Origin of the sequence: Kocuria marina (genome assembly GCF_000786655.1) — a bacterium.
Taxonomy (GTDB): domain Bacteria; phylum Actinomycetota; class Actinomycetes; order Actinomycetales; family Micrococcaceae; genus Kocuria; species Kocuria marina_A.
This window is the reverse complement of record NZ_JROM01000016.1, coordinates 24,628-46,123: the sequence shown is the minus strand read 5'-3', so window position 1 is coordinate 46,123 and position 21,496 is coordinate 24,628. Positions and strand designations below refer to the sequence as shown.

At 70.4% G+C, this 21,496-nt stretch carries 17 protein-coding genes and 1 pseudogene; 7 read left to right on the top strand and 11 right to left on the bottom strand.

Annotated features, from left to right (window positions below; all coding sequences use genetic code 11):
- Nucleotides 1-41: 41 nt before the first annotated feature.
- Nucleotides 42-1,280, bottom strand: coding sequence for a DNA polymerase IV (gene dinB, locus AS25_RS02900; RefSeq protein WP_035961203.1), 1,239 nt, complete (start codon nt 1,278-1,280; stop codon nt 42-44).
- Nucleotides 1,281-1,631: 351 nt separating this feature from the next.
- On the opposite strand from dinB, the gene AS25_RS02895 reads away from it, so the two are divergent.
- On the top strand, nt 1,632-2,741 hold the full coding sequence (locus AS25_RS02895; RefSeq protein WP_035961201.1) for a polyprenyl synthetase family protein: 1,110 nt from the start codon (nt 1,632-1,634) through the stop codon (nt 2,739-2,741).
- Nucleotides 2,742-2,761: 20 nt separating this feature from the next.
- On the opposite strand, the gene AS25_RS02890 is transcribed toward AS25_RS02895, so the two are convergent.
- Nucleotides 2,762-3,148 (bottom strand): Rv2175c family DNA-binding protein, encoded by a 387-nt coding sequence (locus tag AS25_RS02890; RefSeq protein WP_035961198.1) that lies wholly within the window; start codon nt 3,146-3,148, stop codon nt 2,762-2,764.
- Between the two features lie 145 nt (nt 3,149-3,293).
- On the opposite strand from AS25_RS02890, the gene AS25_RS02885 reads away from it, so the two are divergent.
- Complete coding sequence (locus AS25_RS02885) at nt 3,294-4,406, top strand: LysM peptidoglycan-binding domain-containing protein (RefSeq protein ID WP_035961195.1); 1,113 nt, start codon at nt 3,294-3,296, stop codon at nt 4,404-4,406.
- A 4-nt stretch (nt 4,407-4,410) separates the two neighbouring features.
- The gene (locus tag AS25_RS02880; protein ID WP_035961190.1) at nt 4,411-6,429 is read left to right on the top strand and encodes a protein kinase domain-containing protein; all 2,019 of its coding nucleotides are present in this window, start codon (nt 4,411-4,413) and stop codon (nt 6,427-6,429) included.
- A 174-nt stretch (nt 6,430-6,603) separates the two neighbouring features.
- Here AS25_RS02880 and AS25_RS02875 read toward each other — a convergent pair whose 3' ends face one another.
- Nucleotides 6,604-7,998: a class II 3-deoxy-7-phosphoheptulonate synthase gene (locus tag AS25_RS02875; protein ID WP_035961187.1), complete on the bottom strand. Its 1,395-nt coding sequence runs from the start codon at nt 7,996-7,998 to the stop codon at nt 6,604-6,606.
- Between the two features lie 9 nt (nt 7,999-8,007).
- Entirely contained in the window at nt 8,008-8,853 is an 846-nt protein-coding gene (locus tag AS25_RS02870) for a lysophospholipid acyltransferase family protein (RefSeq protein ID WP_367379150.1), read from the bottom strand.
- A gap of 151 nt (nt 8,854-9,004) precedes the next feature.
- Between AS25_RS02870 and AS25_RS02865 the strand changes: the two genes are divergently transcribed.
- The 3 genes from AS25_RS02865 to AS25_RS02855 all read left to right on the top strand — a co-directional run bounded on the left by AS25_RS02865 (nt 9,005) and on the right by AS25_RS02855 (nt 12,185).
- A complete protein-coding gene (locus tag AS25_RS02865; RefSeq protein WP_035961180.1) occupies nt 9,005-9,796 on the top strand; it encodes an alpha/beta hydrolase in 792 nt (263 codons plus the stop codon).
- A complete protein-coding gene (locus tag AS25_RS02860) occupies nt 9,793-10,206 on the top strand; it encodes a hypothetical protein (protein ID WP_035961177.1) in 414 nt (137 codons plus the stop codon). Before AS25_RS02865 ends, AS25_RS02860 begins: the two co-directional genes overlap by 4 nt.
- Before the next feature lie 170 nt (nt 10,207-10,376).
- Nucleotides 10,377-12,185 (top strand): AMP-dependent synthetase/ligase, encoded by a 1,809-nt coding sequence (locus tag AS25_RS02855; protein ID WP_035961175.1) that lies wholly within the window; start codon nt 10,377-10,379, stop codon nt 12,183-12,185.
- A 129-nt stretch (nt 12,186-12,314) separates the two neighbouring features.
- Here the strand turns inward: AS25_RS02855 and AS25_RS02850 are convergent, their stop codons facing one another.
- Nucleotides 12,315-13,742 (bottom strand): mycothione reductase, encoded by a 1,428-nt coding sequence (locus AS25_RS02850; RefSeq protein ID WP_035961166.1) that lies wholly within the window; start codon nt 13,740-13,742, stop codon nt 12,315-12,317.
- Nucleotides 13,743-13,862: 120 nt separating this feature from the next.
- Complete coding sequence (locus AS25_RS02845; RefSeq protein WP_035961162.1) at nt 13,863-17,312, bottom strand: pyruvate carboxylase; 3,450 nt, start codon at nt 17,310-17,312, stop codon at nt 13,863-13,865.
- Between the two features lie 246 nt (nt 17,313-17,558).
- Here AS25_RS02845 and AS25_RS15600 point away from each other — a divergent pair.
- Nucleotides 17,559-18,393: pseudogene (locus tag AS25_RS15600) on the top strand (ParA family protein).
- A gap of 42 nt (nt 18,394-18,435) precedes the next feature.
- On the opposite strand, the gene AS25_RS02835 reads toward AS25_RS15600, so the two are convergent.
- The 5 genes from AS25_RS02835 to gcvH all read right to left on the bottom strand — a co-directional run bounded on the left by AS25_RS02835 (nt 18,436) and on the right by gcvH (nt 21,354).
- Entirely contained in the window at nt 18,436-18,978 is a 543-nt protein-coding gene (locus AS25_RS02835) for a MerR family transcriptional regulator (protein WP_052160709.1), read from the bottom strand.
- Nucleotides 18,979-19,216: 238 nt separating this feature from the next.
- Nucleotides 19,217-19,729, bottom strand: a complete 513-nt coding sequence (locus AS25_RS02830; RefSeq protein WP_035961159.1) for a bifunctional nuclease family protein — start codon at nt 19,727-19,729, stop codon at nt 19,217-19,219.
- Nucleotides 19,726-20,481 carry a transcriptional regulator FtsR gene (gene ftsR, locus AS25_RS02825; protein WP_035961157.1) on the bottom strand — a complete coding sequence of 252 codons (756 nt, stop codon included), beginning with the start codon at nt 20,479-20,481 and terminating at the stop codon, nt 19,726-19,728. Before ftsR ends, AS25_RS02830 begins: the two co-directional genes overlap by 4 nt.
- A gap of 8 nt (nt 20,482-20,489) precedes the next feature.
- A complete protein-coding gene (locus tag AS25_RS02820; protein ID WP_035961155.1) occupies nt 20,490-20,933 on the bottom strand; it encodes an FHA domain-containing protein in 444 nt (147 codons plus the stop codon).
- Between the two features lie 34 nt (nt 20,934-20,967).
- Nucleotides 20,968-21,354: a glycine cleavage system protein GcvH gene (gcvH, locus tag AS25_RS02815; protein ID WP_035961153.1), complete on the bottom strand. Its 387-nt coding sequence runs from the start codon at nt 21,352-21,354 to the stop codon at nt 20,968-20,970.
- Nucleotides 21,355-21,496 lie beyond the last annotated feature (142 nt).

Below are 21,496 nucleotides of genomic sequence, written 5' to 3'. Positions count from 1 at the left end.
GGTGTTGAGGGAGCGAGGCGGGGGCGGTACGGCTGCCTTCCTCACGTACCGTCCAGAATATCCCGTGCGGGACGGATTGGCATCGTCGTTTCCATGAGTTTGGCTGGGCGCACAATTCCGGGGCCGAATCGGTGGTGCACGCGGTCCATGGCTTCCTCCGCGGCACCCCATTCCTCCTCCCGTCCGTCCAGGCTCAACTGGAACGCGTGATCGGCCCCGGTGAGCTTCTCCGCCCTGATGCCCACGAGCCGCACGGCCTGCGCTCGCGGGCCCAGACCGTCCAGTAGCGCGCACGCTTCGGTGTAGAGATCGTGGGCCGCGGTGACGGGGTGACTCAGCGTCCTGGAGCGGGTGATGGTCGAAAAATCGGCGTAGCGCAGCTTGAGTCCCACGCGCCCGGCGCGCAGTCCGTGCCTGCGCAACCGGACCGCGGTGTCGTGGGCCAGGCCCAGCAGCACACGTTTCAGAGCCGTACTGTCGGCGACGTCGCGCTGGAACGTCCGTTCGGCCCCGATGCTCTTCTCCTCGCGCGCGGGCGTCACGGGACGGGGGTCGTGGCCGGTGGCCAATTGTTTCAAATGTGTCCCGGACGCGGTGCCCACGAGCGCGTGCAACCGGGGCAACGGCGTGGCGGCGATGTCCCCGACCGTGGACAGCCCGGCGGACTGCAGGATCTCGGAGGTGCGCTTGCCCACCCCCCACAACTTGCCCACCGGCAGCTGTGCCAGGAACGCGAGGGTGTGCTCGGGCGTCACCACGAGCAGCCCGTCCGGCTTGCAGTACGCGGAGGCGATCTTGGCGACCGTCTTGTTCTCCGCGACCCCCACGGAGGCGGTGAGTCCCGTGCGTTCGTGGATCACGCGCCGCAGGGTCCGGGCGATCTCGACGGGCGGTCCGCTGCGCCGGATCGCCCCGGACACGTCCACGAACGCCTCGTCCACGCTCAGCTGCTCCACGCGGTCCGTGACCGAGCGGAAGATGTCCATCACGATCCGTGAGTAATGGGTGTACGCCTCGCGATGCGGTTCGAGCACCACCGCGGAGGGGCAGCGAGCGCGGGCCTGGGACACGGCCATGGCGGAGTTCACGCCGTACTGGCGGGCTTCGTAGGACGCGGAGAGCACCACCGAGCGCGGACCGGAACCGGCCACGATCACGGGGCGGCCGCGGTACTGGGGGGCGTTGAGCAGTTCCACGCCCACGTAGAACATGTCCATGTCCACGTGCAGGATGGCGCAGCGCCGGTACTCGGCCAGTTGCTGCGGACTCGGCCCTCCCATGGCGCCTCCTTCCACGACCCTCCGGCATCGGGAATCATCGACTCCTGGAACCCGTCCGGATCGAGACCCGTTGATGACGGACATGCCACCCGCGCGGGATCTGGTTCGTCTTTCGTAAGCCTAGGAAGGGGCTCCGACACGCACACGGGCCACGGCGCCACGAACTTGTCCGGCCCCGGGCCGCTCGACGGGGCGGCACCGCTACGCATCCGCGGCGCCGCGTCCGGTTAGGCTGGTCGGGCGCCCGCGGGGCGGCCCGGCGTCGTGGAGCCCGTGCCCGTGACGCCCGCCGCGACCCGCGGTACCGCGCAGCGCGGCCGACAGCATCCCCTCGATCAAAGGTGCCCTGGCATGACCCCTTCCGACGCGTCCGTCACCGCGACGCAACAGGACCGTGACTTCTCCGCGCTCCTGGACGAGCGGATCACCGAGTTCTTCGCGCGGGAACGCGAACGGGTCACCGGGATCTCCCCGCACGCGACCGTGCTCGTGGACGCGATCGAGGACCTCACGCGCGGCGGCAAGCGCCTGCGCGCACGGCTGTGCTACTGGGGCTGGCGCGCGGCTGGCGGGGCCGTGGCGGACGACGTCGCCGTGGCCGCCGCGGCGTCCCTCGAACTTTTCCAGACCGCGGCGCTGATCCACGACGACATCCTGGACCGCTCGGACACGCGCCGCGGCAAGCCCAGTGTGCACCGCGTTTTCGAGGCCCTGCACCGAGACGCCGGGTGGTCCGCGGACGCCGCCCACTTCGGGGTCAGCGCGGCCGTCCTCACCGGGGACATGAGCCTGTCCTTCGCGGAACAACTCTTCGCCGACGCCACCGCGCGCGTCGCCGCGGACCCGGCCGCGACCGCACGGGAGATCTTCTCCACGATGCGCACCGAGGTCATGGCCGGGCAGTACCTGGACATCCACGCGGAGGTCGCTCCCGCCGTGGGCGACCCCGAGGAACAACTCGAGCGTGCCATGACCGTGCTGCGCTACAAGTCCGCCAAGTACTCGGTAGAGCACCCCGTGGAGATCGGCGCGGCACTCGCCGGCGCGGACCGCGCGTTCCTCGCGGACTGCTCCGCGTTCGCGCTGCCGGTCGGCGAGGCTTTCCAATTGCGCGATGACGTCCTGGGGGTCTTCGGCGACCCGGAGACCACGGGCAAGCCCGCCGGGGACGACATCCGCGAGGGCAAGCGCACCGCGCTGATCGCACTGTGCGCGGCATCGAGTTCGGCCGAGGACATCGCGTGGCTCGAATCGGTGCTCGGCCGCGCGGAACTCACCGAGCAGGAGGTGCACCGCGCGCGGGACCTCATGCGGGACAGCGGCGCCCACGCGCGCTCGGAGGACCTCATCGCGTCCCTCGTGCGCACCGCGGACACGCAGCTCGCGCGGTTGCGCACGGACGACGTCGCCCGGGCCGGGTTGCAGGCGCTCGCCGACGCCGCCGTGCGCCGCGCAAAGTAGGCCGCCTCAGCGGGTGGGTGTCACCAGCCCAGGGCCTGGGCCCTGCGGCGCACCTCGGTCTTCTGGCCCCGGCGCAGCGCGTCGATGGGCCGCCCGGGCAGGGACTCGTCCTCGGTGAACAGCCACCGGATCGCCTGGGCGTCCGTGTAGGCGGCGTCGCGCAGGACGGCCACGGTCCCCTTGAGGGCATCCACGGGGTGATCACCGTCCATGAACTCGGCCGGGACCACGCGCACGCGGTCCTCGGGCCGGCGCACCTCGAGCAGGGCGCCGTCGTCCAGGAGCCGGTGCACCCGGGTGACCTGGATGTCCATGGCCTCGGCGATGTCGGGCAGGTGGGTCCACTCGCCCACCAGCGAGTCGAGTTCGGCGAATTCCTGGGCGGAGAGATCGGTTGAGTAGTTCACGGACCCTACTGTGCCACGGCGCACCGGCCCGCTCACAGAAACCGGTCGTGACGAGGGGTCGGGTAATCTGGGGGCACCCGTGCGGAATCCGAGGACGCCGCCGGATCTTCCCCTGCTCCCCCGTCCAGAGGTAGGAAACGCGAACATGCCGGTTGACCCGCCCCACGACCGCCGGTCCCCCCGTTCCACATGGTCCCGCCGCGCCGCGCAGGGCTCCGCCGCCGCGCTGGCCGCCCTCACCGCGCTGGGCGCCGTGGGTTCCGCGCACGCCGCCCCGGCACCCACCGTCCATGTGGCCCAGCACGCGCACTCCGGGCACGTGACCGTGTCCCCCGGGGACTCGCTGTGGTCCCTGGCCACCACCCACGGGGTGCGGGTCCAGGACCTGATGAGCGCGAACAAGATCCCGGCCCACGGCATGATCCGCCCCGGCCAGCGCCTCGTGATCCCGGGATCGGATCGCGGTCCCACCTCCTCCTCTTCCGCGTCGGCATCGCGCGCCGACGACGCCGCTCCGGCCGACTCCGGCCGCGGCGGGTCACAGCGGCACACCGTGGCCTCCGGGGACACCCTGTGGGACCTCGCCCAGCGCTACGGCGTGAGCGTGGCCGAGCTCATGGACGCCAACGGGGTCTCCGCGTCCTCGGTACTGCGCCCGGGTCAGGGCCTCACGATCCCGGGCGGGGCCGCGGTACCGGGCCGGGCGGCGTCGTCGTCCGAGGCCACTGCGTCCGGACGTGACGAGGCCGCCGACGGACGGACCGAACCGGCCGTGGGCAACACGTTCGCGGGACGCACGTACCCCCGCGAGGTCGTGGAGTCCGCCAACCGGCACCACGCCCAATTGCAACAGCGTCAGGTGCCCGCACCGGACCAGATCCGCGAGATGGTGCGCACGACCGCGCAGGACATGGGAGTGGACCCGGCGCTCGCGCTCGCCCACGCGGCGCAGGAATCCGGGTTCCGCCACGCGGTGGTCTCCCCCGCGGACGCCGTGGGCACCATGCAGGTGATCCCGTCCGCCGGTGAGTGGGCGTCCGCGATGGTGGGTCGGGACCTGGACCTGCTGGACCCCCAGGACAACATCACCGCGGGGGTCGCGCTGATCCGGGAGCTGCAGGCCAAGGCCCCCAACAGGGCCGCGGGGATCGGCGCCTACTATCAGGGACTGCACGGCGTGAAGACGTACGGTATGTACCCCGACACCAAGGCGTACGTGAAAGCCGTGAGCGCACAGGAACGAGAATTTGCCCAGTAGCAGCATGAACGACCACCGCGTGGGATCCCTGCTGGAGGGCCGGTACCAGGTCCGCCGCCTGATCGCCCGCGGTGGTACGGCCACGGTCTACGAGGGGCTCGACGAACGGCTCGAACGTCCCGTGGCCCTGAAGATCATGCACTCCCACGTCGCGGACGATCCGTCCTTCGTGGCCAGGGCACGGCGCGAGGCCAAGTCCGCCGCGCGCCTGCACCACCCCAACGTGGTGGCCGTCCTGGACCAGGGTCACACCGCGGATGGCGTGCTCTACCTGGTCCTGGAATACGTGGACGGGCCCACCCTGCGCGACGTCGTGGGCCGCGAAGCACCCATGACGGCTCGCCGCACGCTCGACCTGCTGATCCCCGTTCTGCGCGGGCTCGCCCAGGCGCACCGGATCGGCCTGGTCCACCGCGACGTGAAACCCGAGAACGTCCTGCTGACCCGGGACGGGCAGGTCAAGGTCGCCGACTTCGGGCTGACCCGCGCCGTGGACGAGCACACCACGAGCACCACGGTCATGGGCACGGTGGGCTACGCCGCCCCCGAGCTCGTGGGGGACGGCCCCGTGGACCAGCGCAGCGACGTCTACGCCGTGGGGATCATGGCGTACGAGATGCTCACGGGCTCACGCCCCTACACCGGTACCGCCCTGCAGGTCGCGACCGCCCACGTGAGCCGGGACGTCCCCGCCCCCGGCGGGCTCGCGCAGGGTGTCCCCGCCGCGCTCGACGAGTTCGTGCTGCGCGCGACGTCCCGCGACGCCGCCCAACGACCCGCCGACGCCGCGGCGCTGCTGGATCTCGCGCTGGCCATCCGGCGCTCGCTGCCCGAGCAGATCGACCCGCCCTCGTTGCGGGACACGGACACGGTCGTCCTGGGAGGCGGGTCCCACGCCTCGTCGGGTATGGCAGGGCCCGGTGCCGGGGTGGGGGCCACCGCTGCGGGAGCGTCCGCCGCGGCAGGGGCCGCTGATCTTCCCGGGGCGGCCGCCGTTCCCATCGCGGGAGGCGACGCCGCCGAGGTGCCGACTCAGGCGCTCGGCGGAGTACCCACGGAGGCCCTCGGCGGGACACCCATCGAGGCGTTCGGCGCGGCGCCCACGGAAGCTTTGAGTGGGACCCCCACGGAGGCGCTCGGCGGCACGCCTGCAGATCCCACCGGGGAGAACGCCACCACCCCGCTCGGTGCTCAGCACACGCATGTCATGGGCCGCCCCGGCGGACCCGAGGCCGGTGCGCCGATCCTGCCCACCTTCGAGCCCGATGCGACCGGGACCATCGCCATGACCCAGGTGGGCTCCACCGCCCACCGCTCCCCCGACACACCCCGGGTCCGTCTTAACCCCCAGCCCCCTGCCCTGCACCTGGCCGTGGGCGCCGTGGTCTTCGCGCTGCTGCTCTCGGTGGCCGGGTTCCTGGGCTGGTGGCTCGGCTCGGCCCCCGGGACGGCGTCCGCGACCGTCCCCGCCGTCGCGGGGCAGGACACCGCGACCGCGGAACGCGCCCTCAACAGCGCGGGCATCTCCAATGTGGGCGTGCGCTCGACCACGAGCCCGGAGGTCCCGCAGGGCATCGTGATCGCCACGGATCCCGGGGCCTCCACCACGGTGCGCGGTATCGAACAGGTCAACCTGGTGGTCTCCGAGGGTCCCGCCCGCGTGAGCGTTCCCACCGTGGTCGGTTCGGCGAGCGACGACGCCCGGGCCGCGATCACCGGCGCCGGGTTGCGCGTGGGCGAGATCTCACGGGAGTACTCCACGCAGGCCGCGGACACCGTGCTCGCCCAGTCCCCCGCGGCGGGGACGAGCGTGGACGAGGGCACGGCCGTGGCCCTGACCCTGGCCGCCGACACCCCGCAGGGTGCACCGCCCAACGTGGTGGGCCAGGACGCGGACTCCGCCCGGCAGAGCCTCGAGGACCAGGGCTACACGGTGGAGATCAACTCACCCGTGGGTTCCCACCTCAACCGGGTCGTGCGCCAGCGTGAGGATGGGGACACGGTGATCCTCACCGTGCTGTGAGTGCGGTGCGGACGAGGACACCGACAATCCGACCGGTCCGAGCCCGTGACACGTGAGGCAACGTGATGATGCACTTGCGACACCCCTGAACCGGTCGCCCGCGCCGTCGATCCCCCCGTCAGAAAACGATGACCCCGGTGCCGAGCGGCACCGGGGTCATCGTGTGTCAGTGAATCAGTTCTGCTGGGACAGGTACTCCGCGACCAGGAATGCGATCTCGAGGGACTGCATGTGGTTCAACCGCGGATCGCACAGTGTCTCGTAGCGTTCCGCGAACGAGGACTCGTTGACCGGGTCCGCGCCACCGAGGCACTCGGCGACGTCGTCACCGGTCATCTCCACGTGGATGCCGCCCGGGAACGTGCCCAGGGCCCGGTGCACCTCGAAGAAGCCGCGGACCTCGTCCACGACGTCGTCGAAGTTGCGGGTCTTGTACCCCGAGGGCAGCGAGACCGTGTTGCCGTGCATGGGGTCGGTGACCCACACGGGCTTGGCACCCGAGGCCTCCACGGCCTTGATCACCGGGGGCAGCTTCTCGCGGATGTTCTTGGCACCCATGCGGGTGATGAACGTCAGGCGACCCGGCTCGCGCTCGGGGTCCAGGGCGTCGATGAGCCGCAGGGCGTCGTCGCCGGTGGTGGACGGGCCGAGCTTGACGCCGATCGGGTTGCGCAACCGGGAGAGCAGGTCCACGTGGGCGCCGTCGAGTTCGCGCGTGCGCTCGCCGATCCACAGGAAGTGCGCGGACGTGCCGTACGGCAGGTTCGTACGGGAGTCGATGCGGGTGAGTGCACGCTCGTAGTCGAGCAGCAGCGCCTCGTGACCCGCGAAGAACTCCGTGGTCTTGAGGGCGTCGAAATCGGAACCGCACGCGGCCATGAACTTCACCGCGTGGTCGATCTCGCGCGCCATGGTCTCGTAGCGCGCGTACGCCGGGTTCGCCGCGAAGCCCATGTTCCAGGCGTGCACGCGGCGCAGGTCCGCGAACCCGCCCTGGGTGAACGCGCGGATCAGGTTCAGCGTGGACGCGGACGTGTGGTAGCCGCGCACCATCCGCTTGGGGTCGTGGACGCGGGACTCCTCGGTGAAATCGAACCCGTTGACCATCTCCCCGCGGAACGAGGGCAGGGTCACGCCCTCGCGGGTCTCCTCGTTGGACGAGCGCGGCTTAGAGAACTGCCCCGCCATGCGCCCCATCTTCACCACGGGAAGGGACGCGCCGTACGTGAGCACCACGGCCATCTGCAGCAGCGTGCGCACCCGGGCCGAGATCTTGTCCGCCGTGGCACCGGCGAACGTCTCGGCGCAGTCGCCGCCCTGCAGGAAGAACGCATCACCGTTGGCCACCTGGGCCAGGCGCGCGCGCAGCCGGTCGACCTCCCCCGCGAACACGAGGGGCGGGACGGCGTTGAGCTCCTGCATGCTGCTCGCGAAGTCGGGGTGCTGCGCCCACTGGGGGTGCTGACCGATCGTCTTGTCCCGCCACTCGTCCAGGCCGGGATAGTTCGCCGCGCTCGGGGAGGGGGACGACGCGGTTCGGATCTGTTCAGGCAGGGTTATGGAACTCATTCGGACAGTCTAGGCGGATTCCTTGGGACCGCGCTCGTCCGTTCCGTCATGTGAACGTCCCTGCAGTTTGGCGCCCAGGTTGCTCGCCTGCTGGGACACGGCGTCCGTGACCGCGCGTCCCTTGTCCCGGGTGGCCTCGACGACGTCGCGGGCCTGGTTCTTGAACGCTGCGGTCTTCTCCTCGGCGAGCGCACGCTTGTGATCGGCAGCGTAGACGTCCGCCATCTCCTGGCCAGAGATCTTCTGGATCGCGGCCATGATCTCGTCCGTCACGCGGCGCATGGTCGCGTGGTCCCCGCGCCGGGACATCAGGTCCGAGAAGTCCATGGGCTCACCGAAGACCGTGGTGACCTTGCCACGGCGCGGATCCGGGAACCGTGAGCCCAGGGGCTGCATCTTGTCCGTGCCGAACATCGCCACGGGGATCACGGGGGCCCCGGTCTCCAGCGCGAGGCGGGCCACACCGATCTTCCCCTTGTAGAGCCGACCGTCCGGGGAGCGCGTGCCCTCCGGGTAGATCCCGATCAGCTTGCCCTCGGCGAGTGCCTGGCCACCGGCACTGAGCGATTTGGCGCTGGCCTTGCCACCCCTGCGGTCCATGGGGATCTGGTTGATGGCTTTGAAGAACGCGCCGATCACGCGCCCCTTGAGCCCGGGGGTCGTGAAGTACTCGGACTTGGCCAGGAAATACACCTGGCGCGGCACGGCCACGGGCATGAAGACGGCGTCCGGGACGGACAGGTGGTTGCTCGCGAGGATCGCGGGGCCGTGCTCGGGGACGTTCTCCAGACCCACCACGGTGGGTCGGCACACCAGGTTGACCACGGGGCCCACCACGTAGGTCTTCAAGAACATGTACACCATGAGCGGGGAACCCTTTCGTCATCGCGGGAGTCACCGGATGCCCGCGGTGACCCGGCCGTGCACCGGTGCGCACACGCGGCACCGTGCCTTTGTTCCGCCACATTCTCTCACGAGTTCTCGCGGCGGCTGGCACAATGGCGCCATGTTCTCCGATCAGCAACTCCACGGCCCCCTGCACCTTCCCGGCTCCTCCTCCGTGGGGGTCCTCCTACTGCACGGCTTCACGGCCACCACGGCCTCCGTGCGGGATTGGGCGCACGCCGTCCACGAGGCCACCGACGACGCCGGAGCCCACCCGGGCATGCGCGTCCCCCTGCTGCCCGGGCACGGGACGCAGTGGGAGGAACTGGCCGAACAACCGTGGCAGGCCTGGCGGGACGCCGTGGACGAACAGTACTGGGCGTTGCGCCGCGAGCACGACCGCGTGGTCGTGGGCGGGCTGTCCATGGGCGGCGCGCTGGCCCTGCACACCGCGGCCCGGCGGGAGGTTGCCGGGGTGCTGCTCGTGAACCCCGCGCTGTCCCTCGTGAACCGGATGGCGCGGTTCAGTCACCTGGTGAGTCCCGTGGTCGCGTCCCTGCCCGGGATCGGTGGCGACGTCAAGAAGGAGGACGTCCTGGAGTCCACCTACGACCGCACGCCCCTGGCCGCCGTCGCGCAGTTGAACGTGCTGATGCACCGGACCGTGCGCATGCTCCCGGCGATCACCGCGCCCACCGTGGTTTTCCGTTCCGAGGTGGACCACATCGTCTCCGGGGACTCCGCGGACCTGGTGGCCGAGCACAGTTCCGGGGACGTCCGCGTGGTCGATCTGCAGAACAGCTACCACGTGGCCACCCTGGATCACGATGCCCCACTGCTCGAACGGATCTCCCGGGACGCGGTCCAGCGGTTGTCCCGGGGCGAGCAGTTCCTCCCCGAGGACCCCTCGTGAGTTCACGCCAACCACCGGAGGACCCGTTCGAGCGGATCATCCGCGGCAACTCGTGGGACGACGTCCCCCGCGACGACGAGGACCTCGAACCGTGGGCCGAGGACTTCCCGTGGGAGCCCCGCGAGCAACCGGCCGAGGAGATCCCCGTCGAACTGCGGGACACCCGGGAGGACGAACGCTACGAGCCCGATCCCGGGCCCGTTACGAGCGGGATCTCCCCCGCCATGCTGCGCGCCCTGAGCACCGTGCTCGCGGTCATCGTGATCATGGTCGGACTCGCCCTGTTGCCCGGTCCCCTGCCCCCGGTGATGTGGCTGCTGGGCCTCGTGGGTCTGGTCACGGGTCTGTACCTGGTCTTCCGCGCGCTGCCGCAGGACTCCCCCGAGGACGACGACGGCGCCGTCGTCTGACACGCCCGCGCGGCTCCGCCCGGAACGACCCGCCGTCCGTGCCGCCGTCGAGATGATCGAGGGCGATCCGGGGGCGGGCGTCATCTTTGTGGACACGTCCAGTATGTGCCGGGAGTGAGGCGGGACACACAGTAGGCTGAGAGCCGTTCCCAGCAGGAAGGTGCCCCTCCATGCGACGCGTCAGCGCCCCGGCCATCGTCGATCCCCTGCCGTACCCCGGTATCGCCCACATCCTCGCCGAACGCGCCGAGCAAAAACCTGACACCGTGCTCTACACGGTGCTCGCCGAAGGGCGCGAGCGGGACGTCACGGCCCGTCAGTTCCGCGACGAGGTCGTGGCCCTGGCCCGCGGGATCGCCGCGAAGGGCATCCGACCCGGCGAACGCGTGGGACTGTTGAGCCGTACGCGCTACGAGTGGACGCTCGTGGACTTCGCCCTGTGGTGGGTCGGCGCAGTACCGGTGCCCGTCTACGACACCTCCTCCCCCGAGCAGATCGCCCACATCATGTCCGATTCCCAGGCCGTGGCGATCTTCGTGGAGACGGACGAACTGGCCGAGCGCGTGCAGGCGGCCACCGGGATCACCGAGTTCGCGGCCGCGCAGCGGATCTGCGTCTTCGACACCGCCTCCGGTGAGAACTCCCTCGAGGCCATGATCGCGGGCGGTGCGGACCGCACGGATCTGGGGACGCCCTACGACGGCGTGACACTGGACGACGTCGCGACCCTCATCTACACCTCGGGGACCACGGGTGCGCCCAAGGGCTGCGAACTGACCCACCGCAACTTCGTCTCGTGCTCCCAGAACACCATCCCGGTGGCCGGGGACGTCATGGCGGAGGGCTCCCGCACCCTCATGTTCCTGCCGCTCGCGCACGTGTTCGCCCGGTTCGTGGAGGTCACGTCCCTGGACGCCGGGATCACCCTGGCCCACACGCCGGACGTCTCCCACCTCATGGAGGACCTCGCCCGGTTCAAGCCCACGTTCATCCTGGCCGTGCCGCGCGTCTTCGAGAAGATCCTGGTGGGTGCGCGGTTCAAGGCCCAGGCGGGCTCGCCCGTGAAGAAGCTGATCTTCGAACGGGCCGTCGCGACCGCCGTCGCGTGGTCGCGCGCCGCCGTGAAGGGTCCCGTCCCGCCGCTGCTCGAAGCCCGCCACCGCCTCTACGACAAGCTCGTGTACTCCACGCTGCGTCAGGCCATGGGCGGGGACGTGCGCTACGCCGTGTCCGGGGGTGCGAGTCTGGGCGACTACCTCGCGCACTTCTTCAACGGGATCGGCGTGTACGTGGTCGAGGGCTACGGGCTCACCGAGACGACCGCTCCCATCGCGGCCAACTTCCCGAGCCTCAACCGGCTCGGGACGGTGGGCCACCCGATCCCCGGCAACGAGGTCGCGATCGCCGCGGACGGGGAGATCCTGGTGCGCGGCGCCAACGTGTTCGAGCGCTACCACGGGCTGCCCGACAAGACCGCCGAGGCGTTCTTCGACGGTTGGTTCGCCACCGGGGACCTGGGCCACCTGGACGACGAGGGTCTGCTCACCGTCACGGGGCGCAAGAAGGAGATCATCGTCACCGCGGGCGGCAAGAACGTGATCCCCAACCAGCTCGAAGATCCCATCCGCGCGTCCGCGACCGTGGGGCAGATCATGGTCGTCGGGGACGACCGCCCCTTCGTGGCCGCGTTGATCACCCTGGACCCCGAGACGCTGCCCAAGGTGCTGCCCGGACTCGGGTTGGACCCGGACATGGACGTGGCCCGGGCTGCGCGCGAGGAGGCCGTGATCGACCACGTCCAGAAGATCGTGGACCACGCCAACGCCAAGGTCTCCCGCGCGGAGGGCATCAAGGCCTTCCGCATCCTGGACCGCGACCTCACGATCGAGGACGGCCACCTCACCCCGTCCATGAAGCTCAAGCGCGCCAAGGTCGCCCAGGACTACGCGCGCGAGATCGAGGACATCTACTCGCACTGACGCCTCCGGCCACCGCGCCCCCGGTACGACGACGCCGCCCGCCCCCTTTCGCGCAAGGGTGCGGGCGGCGTCGTCGTGGGGTCCCCGGGCCGGGCACTGTGCTTGGCAGACCGGCGTTTTGGGCCCGGATCAGTCGTCCGCGCGCTGCCCGGGGACGTCCAGTCCGAGCAGTGCGTTCTCCACGACCTCCGCGAGCGCGGGGTGGATCCAGTACTGGCCGCGCGCCATCTCGTGGGCCCGCAGCCCGAAGGACATGCCCTGGACGAGCGGCTGGATCAGGTTGGACGAGTCCCGCCCGATCAGGTGCGCGCCCAGCAGCTCACCGGTGCGGGCGTTCGCGATGAGTTTGCAGATCCCGGCGTGGTCCTCCATGGCCCAGCCGTAGGCCACGTCCCCGAAGTCCTGTTCCTTGACCGTGATCCGCTCGTCGTTCCGGGCGGCCCAGTCGCGGGCCTGGTCCTCGGTCATGCCCACGGATGCGATCTGGGGTTCGGTGAACACCGCGGAGGGCACGTAGCGGTGGTCGGTCGCGCGCAGCTCCTGCGGGTGCACCACGTTGTGGGAGACCGTGCGGGCCTCGGCATTGGCCACGTGCTTGAGCTGGAACGGGGAGCACACGTCCCCGAGCGCCCACAGACCGCTCACGGGTTCCCCGCCGGAGAGCACACGCTGGTACTCGTCCACCGCGAGCAGGCCGGCGTCGGTGACGTCCAGGTGGGCGGCTTCCGGGCGCAGGGTGTCCGCGTTGGGGACCCGGCCCGTGGCGAGCAGGACGACGTCGGCGGTGCCGTCCCAGTGCTGACCGGAACCGTCGGACGCCTGCGCCGTCACCGTCAGGCGGCCGTCCTCGGCGCGCTCGATCCCGGACAGCGACCACCCGAGTTGCAGGTCCCATTGTTCGGCGGCCTCGCGCGCGAAGCGCTCGGCGATCGTGTCGTCGTGTTCGCGCAGCAAGCGCTGCGAGCGGTTGAGCTGGGTCACGGACGCGCCCAGGCCGCGGAAGACGTGGCAGAACTCGGCGGCCACGTAGCCACCGCCCACCACGATCACGTCCCGGGGGAACTCGTCCAGGCGCATCACGGTGTCCGAGGTGTGCACCCCGGGCAGGTCGGTACCCGGCACGTCCGGGATGCGGACCCGCGAACCGTTGGCCAGCACGATCTGATCGGCGGTGATCCGCTGCCCGGACTCGGTCTCGAGGACCCCCGGTTCCACGAAGTGCACGTACTCCTGGATCACCGTGACGTTGTCGAGCGACTCGCGGTACTGCAGCCCGTTCTTGGAGATCGCGTCGATCCGGGCGAAGATCCGATCCCGCATGCCGGGCCAGTCCACACCCTCGATCACGGCGTCCAGGCCCAGCCGTATGGCGTCCCGCGCTTGGTCCCCCACGGTGGCCGGGTACGCGTACATCTTGGTGGGGATGCACCCCACGTTGAGGCACGTGCCGCCGAACCGGCCGGGTTCCACGATGGCGACGTCGAGGTCCGCGTACTCGTTTGTGAGGATGGAGTTGCCGGAGCCGGAGCCCACGATGATCAGGTCGAAAGAACGCATGCGCCCCATCCTAGGCCGCCGCCCCGCGCGTCCGAGGACAGGCGCGTTAGATTCTTGCGGAAATCCGCCTCGCTCATCGCCGCCCCGCGCGTCCGAGGACAGGCGGGGCGGCGGGATCCGTCACTCGGGGTCGATCACCAGCACCAGGTCCCCGCCGCTGACGTGCGCGGTGTCCGCAAGTGCCACGCGGGAGACCGTGCCCGAGACCGGCGCAGTGATGGACGCCTCCATCTTCATGGCCTCGATCGTGGCCACTGAGTCCCCCGCGGCGACCTTTGCCCCCTCGGAGACCGTGACCGTGACCGCACCGGCGAAGGGTGCCGCCACGTGCCCGGGCTTGGAGGTGTCCGCCTTCTCGGTCTCCACGGCCTGGGACTTCACCGACTCGTCGCGGATCTCGAGCAGGCGCAGCTGACCGTTGAGGGTCACCATGACCGTGCGCATCCCCTTCTCGTCCGGTTCGGAGATCGCCTGCAGGGTGACCAGCAGCCGCACCCCCTTGCCGAGCGAGATGACGTGCTCGTGGTCCTGTTTCAGCCCGTACAGGAAGTCGCGGGTGTGCAGGAGGGAGATGTCCCCGTACTTGGTGCGCGAGTTCTGGTAGTCACGCGTGGGGCCGGGGAAAAGCAGCCGGTTCAGGGCCGCGCGGCGCACCTCGCCCGGCTGGGCGAGCTCCTCGACATCCTGCTCCGAGAGCTCCTCGTCCGCCAGGTGCACGGTGCGTCCCTCCAACGCCTTGCTGCGGAACGGTTCCGGCCAGCCCGCGGGCGGGGTGCCGAGCTCGCCAGCGAGGAAGTTGATCACGGAGTCCGGGATGTCGAACTTGCGGGGATCGGCCTCGAACTCGGCGGGGTCCACGTCCATGCCCACGAGCTGCAGGGCGAGGTCGCCCACCACCTTGGACGACGGCGTGACCTTGACCAGGTGCCCCAGCATCCGGTCCGCGGCGTGGTACATGTCCTCGATCGCCTCGAACTTCTCCCCCAACCCCAGCGCGATGGCCTGCTGGCGCAGGTTTGAGAGCTGCCCGCCCGGGATCTCGTGGCGGTACACGCGCCCCGTGGGGCTCGTGAGACCCGATTCGAAGGGCTTGTAGATCGAACGCACGACCTCCCAGTACGGTTCCAGGTCGCTGACCGCGTCCAGGCTCAGCCCGGTGTCCCGGTCCGTGTTCTCGAGCGCCGCGACGAGCGCGGAGCCGGAGACCTGGGACGTGGTCCCGGCCATCGACGCGGAGGCCGCGTCCACGGCGTCGACACCGGCGTCCGACGCCGCGAGCAGCGTGGCCAACTGGCCCCCTGCGGTGTCGTGGGTGTGCAGGTGCAGCGGGAGGTCGAAGCGTTCGCGCAGCGCGGTGACCAGGCGGCGGGCGGCCTCGGGCCGCAGCAGACCGGCCATGTCCTTGATCGCCAGGATGTGGGCGCCGGCGTCCACGCACTGCTGCGCGAGGTCCAGGTAGTAGTCGAGCGTGTAGACGGTCTCCCGGGGGTCCAGGAGGTTACCGGTGTAGCACAGGGCCACCTCGGCGACCGCGGTCCCGGTCGCGCGCACGGCCTCGATCGCAGGGCGCATCTGCTCGACGTCGTTGAGCGCGTCGAAGATCCGGAAGATGTCCACGCCCGTCTCGGCGGCCTCGGCGACGAACGCGTTGGTCACCTCCACCGGGTACGGCGTGTAGCCCACGGTGTTGCGCCCGCGCAGCAACATCTGGATCGGGATGTTCGGCATCGCCTCGCGCAACAGGCGCAGCCGCTCCCACGGGTCCTCCCCCAGGAAGCGCAGTGCGACGTCGTACGTGGCGCCACCCCACGCCTCGACCGAGAGCAACCCCGGCAGCAGGTGCGCGTACGCCGGTGCCGCCGAGAGCAGGTCGCGGGTGCGCACGCGGGTGGCCAGCAGCGACTGGTGCGCGTCGCGGAAGGTCGTGGAGGTCACCGCGAGCGGCTCGTACTCGCGCAGCGCCCGGGCGAAGCCCTCGGGGCCCTTCTCCTGCAGCACCCGGCGCCACCCGTCGGGCACCTCGTGGGCGGACGGGCCGTCGAACGGGGAGCGGTAGGGCTCGTCGCGCTTGTCACCCGGGTAGTGGGGCAGCTTGTTGCGCGGGTCGATCCCGTCCACGCGCTCGCCGTGGGGCTTGTTGACCGTGACCTCGGCGAGGTAGTTCAGGGCGCGGGAGCCGCGGTCCGCCGAGCCCTTGCCCGCGAGCAGGTCCGGGTGGTTCTCGATGAAGTCCGTGGCCACGTCCCCGGCCAGGAAGTCCGGGTTGTGCAGCACGGCCTGAAGGAACTGGATGTTGGTGGCGATCCCGCGGATGCGGAACTCCGCGAGCGCGCGGCGGGCGCGGTGCACCGCGGTGGTGTAGTCGCGGCCGCGGCACGTGAGCTTCACGAGCATCGAGTCGAAGTGCGGGGAGATCTCCGCGCCCGCGTAGAGCGTGCCACCGTCCAGGCGCACACCGGCGCCACCGGCGGAACGGTAAGCGGAAACCTTGCCCACGTCCGGGCGGAAGTCGTTGGCGGGATCCTCCGTGGTGATCCGGCATTGCAGGGCGGCCCCGCGCACGCGCAGCGCGTCCTGCGAGATGCCCAGGTCGTCCAGGCTCTCACCGGCGGCGATGCGCAACTGGGACTGGACCAGGTCCACGTCCGTGATCTCCTCGGTCACGGTGTGCTCCACCTGGATCCGGGGGTTCATCTCGATGAACACGTGCTGCCCTGCGCGCTCCCCGGCGGTGTCCACGAGGAACTCCACGGTGCCCGCGTTGACGTAGCCGAGCTCCTTGGCGAACTTCACCGCGTCCCGGTGCAGGGCGTCACGGATCTCCTCGTCCAGGTGCGGTGCCGGGGCGATCTCGATGACCTTCTGGTGGCGGCGCTGAAGTGAGCAGTCCCGTTCGAACAGGTGCACGATGTTGCCCTCGTTGTCCGCGAGGATCTGCACCTCGATGTGCCGCGGGCGCAACACGGCCTGCTCGATGAACACGGTGGGGTCACCGAACGCGGTGTCCGCCTCGCGCATCGCGGCGTCGAGCGCGTCCGCCAACTGTTCGGGCTTCTCCACGCGCCGCATGCCGCGGCCCCCGCCACCGGCGACGGCCTTGACGAACACCGGGAAGCCGATCTTCTCCGCGGCCTCGATCAGGGCCTCCTTGTCCGAGGAGGGGTCCGAGGACTCGAGCGTGGGGATACCCGCGCGCCGCGCGGCGCGCAACGCCTCGACCTTGTTCCCGGCAAGTTCCAGGATTTCCGCGCGCGGACCCACGAACGTGATGCCCTCCGCGTCGGCCGCGCGTGCGAGGTCCGGGTTCTCGGACAGGAAACCGTAGCCCGGGTAGATCGCGTCCGCCCCGGACTCCTTGGCCACGCGCACGATCTCGGCCACGTCCAGGTACGCGCGCACCGGGTGGCCCTCCTCCCCGATGTGGTAGGCCTCGTCCGCTTTCTGGCGGTGGATCGAATTGCGGTCCTCGTACGGGAAGACGGCAACGGTCTTGGCGCCGAGTTCGTACGCCGCTCGGAACGCGCGAATGGCGATCTCGCCGCGGTTGGCCACCAGGATCTTGGAGAACATGACTACCGTTTCCGCACGCGGCGCCCTGTGGGGCCCGCGCACTGGGTGAGGAGACGACTACCGGGGACAGCTTACGTGAGCCGCGCCCCACCGGGGTCGCCCCGTCCCCGTGTCCTCGGGGCCGCTCTCGTGGATGACGACGCCGCGCGCCACCCCCGGCCACGGCTCGCGACGTGCGGTGATCCACCCACTAGCATGTAACAGGCTGGTGGACAGCCCCCATTTCAGGTGACAGAAGGGTGATCCGTGCAGATCGTCAGCATCAGCAGCCTCAAGGGCGGGGTGGGCAAGTCCTCCGTGGTCCTGGGGCTGGCCTCCGCCGCTCTCGAAGCACGCGTCCCCACCCTCGTGGTGGACCTGGACCCCCACGGTGACGCCTCCACGGCGCTCGGCGTCCACGCCCGCCCGGGTCACGAGGTGGGCACCGTGCTTCGTCGGCCCCGCAAGGGTGCGCTGGCCTCCGTGGCCACGGCGTCCTCGTGGACCAAGCACCCCATCACGCCACACACGGATCCCGCGGGCCCGGACGCCTCGGCCGACGCGTCGTCGCCCGGCGGCGCGGGCCGTCCTGGACGTGGCACCGGGCTCCGCGGCGTCGTCGCACCTGGACCACGCGGCGTTCCGGAACAAGGACCTCAAGCGGCTCGAGACCGCGCTACGGGGTCTGGACCGCTACGAGCTCGTGCTGATCGACTGCCCGCCCACGCTTAGCGCCCTGACCCGCATGGCGTGGGCCGCGTCCCACAAGGTGCTCTCCGTGGCGGAACCGTCCCTGTTCTCCGTGGCGGGCACCAAGCGCACCATGACGGCGCTCGCGCAGTTCGAGAGCTCACGGATCTGGGCGGTCCCGGAGGCCGGCGTGGTGATCAACCGCGTACGTGACGACTCGGACGAGCAACGTCACCGCATGCGGGAACTGCAGGAACTGTTCGGACCGCTCGTGGTGGACCCGGTACTGCCGGACCTCTCGGTGATGCAGCAGATCCAGGGGGCCGCGTGGCCCGTCCACCGCTGGCCGGGTGCGCCGGCCCAGGATCTCGCGGAACGCTTCGGCACCATTCTGGCGGGGCTCACGCGCTGACCCCCAGGGCGGCGGCGGCCGCGCGGTTGACGCCGGGGCGGGTCAGCCCGCGTTCTTCTTGCGACGGCGCGCGCGCCGGGCGGAGAGTTCGTCCTCCGGGAACGGATCCGCTGCGGGGGCGCCGTCCAGGCTGGCGTGCTCACCCGGCATGGACGCGAGCGTGCCCTCGACCTCGCGCCACACCCGGCCCACCGCGATCCCGAACACGCCCTGACCGCCCTGGACCAGGTCGATGACCTCGTGGGGGGACGTGCACTCGTAGACGCTGGCGCCGTCGGACATGAGCGTCAACCGCGTGAGGTCCTCGATGTTGCGCAGCCGCAGCGCGCCCACCGCGGAGCGGATCTGCTGCAGGGAGACGCCGGTGTCGAGCAGGCGCTTGACCACCTTGAGCACCAGGATGTCCCGGAAGCTGTAGAGCCGCTGCGACCCGGAGCCCTTAGCGCCGCGCACGGTGGGTTCCACCAGATCGGTGCGCGCCCAGTAGTCCAGCTGACGGTAGGTGATCCCCGCGGCCTTGCACGCGGTGGGTCCGCGGAAGCCCACGGTCTCGTCGTAGCCGCCCAGGTTGTCGGTGAACAACATCTCCTGGGTGCCGCCGGCGAGGGAGGATGCGCGCAGCTGTGCCGCGTCCAGCGGCAGCTCCGGATTGCTCAAGCGTCCTCCTCGTGCGTGGGTGGGGGTGTCCGATCCCCCGGACACGGGCACCAGCGCGCTGATGCTTCCTCGACGGTAAACCCACGGGTGGAGCGGGTCAAAGACATTGCCCGCGGGCGGGCCCGTGTCGTCAGCCTACCCGCACGAGGCCCGGACGGGGGTGGAATCAGGACTGGAAATCGTCCGGATCCACGTGGTCCAGGAAATCCCGGAACTCCCGGACCTGGGCCTCCGCCTCCTGTGGCGAGCCCCCCGCCTGTTCCCGCAGTTCACCGTCCGCGCTGAGCACCAGACCGGCCTCGTCCAGCACGGCCGTGGCGCACAGGATGGGGCAGGACGTGCGCGCGGCGATCGCGAGCGCGTCCGAGGCGCGGGCGTCCACCACGGTGCCGTCGTCGAAGGAGATGGCCGCGTGGAACACCGTGTTCTCGACCGTGTGCACCACGACGTCCCGCACGCTGCGCCCGAGCTGGTCCACCACGGACAGCAGGAGGTCGTGCGTCAGGGGGCGCGGGGGCTCGATGCCCTGCAGCGCGAACACGATGGACGTGGCCTCGTTGGTCCCCACCCAGATGGGCAGACGCCGGGCGCCCTGGAGCTCGCGCAGCACAACCACGGGCTGGCCCGTAGGCACGTCCATGCGCACTCCGGCGATCTCCATGCGCACGTTCGGGCTCATCGTGCACCCCCGTCCGTGTCCGGCGAGGCGAACGGTTGCACCGTCTCCTCCACCTGCGAGGTCACGAGCGCGGTCATCACGGTGAGGCACAGCGAGGCGATCTCACGGGCCCGCTGCACGGCTTTCCGCCGCGTCTCGGGGTCTCGGCGGCTGCGCAGTGGCGAGATGCTGCCCTCCACGAGGGCGATCACGCGTTCCGAGGCGCCCCGCAGCACGCGCAGGTGCCGCGGTTCGATCCCGTACCCGTTGAGTTTGCCCGCGGCCACGGCCACGGTGAGCGCGTGGCCGTCGAACGCACCGGCTCGTTCCACGAGCAGGCCGTGGTTGAGCAGTTCCCTCAGCAGGGGGACGTCCGTGCCCGACCGCGCCGCGAGCTCGCGCAGGGTGTACCGCCGACCGCCGTCCGGAGCCGGTGAAGCGGGTTGTGGCTCGACGCCGTCCCCGGGCCGTCCGGTCTCCGGTTGCTGCCGCTCGGTGTCCTGCGCGGGGTCCTCGCCCCGGTCCAACCGGTCACGGATGACCCGCAACGGGAGGTAGCGCTCCCGTTGCAGGGTCAACACGGTCTCCAACCGGGCGACGTCCTCGTGCGAGTACTTCCGGTACCCCGAGGCGCTCCGCAACGGGTGCACGAGTCCCTGGTCCTCGAGGAAGCGCACCTTGGACGCGGTCAGCTCGGGGAACTGCGGTTGCAATCGGCGCAGTAACGCTCCGATACCCACCCGCGGGATCTGCGGTCGTTCGGAATCAGGCATGGAGCGCGTCAGGAACCGTTCTGCACGGAGTGGTAGTACGTGAACCGGAACTTGCCGATCTGGACCTCGTCGCCGTTCTCCAGCACCTTGGTGGCGACCCGGTCACCGTTGACGTAGGTGCCGTTGAGGGAGGACTGGTCCACCGCCTCGAACGTGCCGTTGCGCCGGATGAACTCCACGTGGCGGCGGGACACCGTGACGTCGTCCAGGAACACCGAGCACGCCGGGTGACGACCCGCGACGATCTCGTCCCGGTCCAGGAGGAACCGGGCACCGGTCAGCCCGCCGTTCGTCTCCAACAGCAGCGCGGAGCCCGGGGGCAGGGAGGCCACCGCGTTCTGCTCGCTCTCGGAGAGCTTGTGGTGAGCGGCATGGGCCAGCACATCCCCCACGATCTGGATGGATGTGGTCTCCGGACCCGCCTGGGCACCGGATTTCTCATGGTTCGACATCAGGGTTCCCTCACCTCACGTGAAGTTAGCGAATTCAGTCCAGCAATTGCTGGTAGGCCTGGGAGTCCAGCAGCGATCCGGTGGCGTCCTCGGAGTCCACGCGCACGGTGAACAGCCAGCCGGATTCGTACGGGGACTCGTTGAGCGCGCCGGGGTTGTCCACGAGGTCGTCGTTGACGCTGACGATCTCGCCGCTGACGGGCGCGAAGAGATCGCTCACGGACTTGGTGGACTCGATCTCCCCCACCACGTCCCCGGCGGAGACGGTGTCCCCGACCTCCGGCAGTTGGACGAACACGACCTCGCCCAGTTCGTTCTGTGCGTGGTCCGTGATGCCCACGCGGAAAGTGTTGTCCTCGTGGAGGTCCTCGACCCACTCGTGCTCTTCGGTGTACGCGAGTTCCGCGGGAATGTTGGTCATGTCGGTCAGTTTAGGGCACGACTCACGCAGTCGGGTTCATCACACGTGCGCGTGTGCAGCGCGCCGGTGTCAGCTCAACGGCCCACGAGGTTCCGGCGCGTTCACGCGGCGCCCAGCCGGTACCGCCCCGGGGGGTGTACCT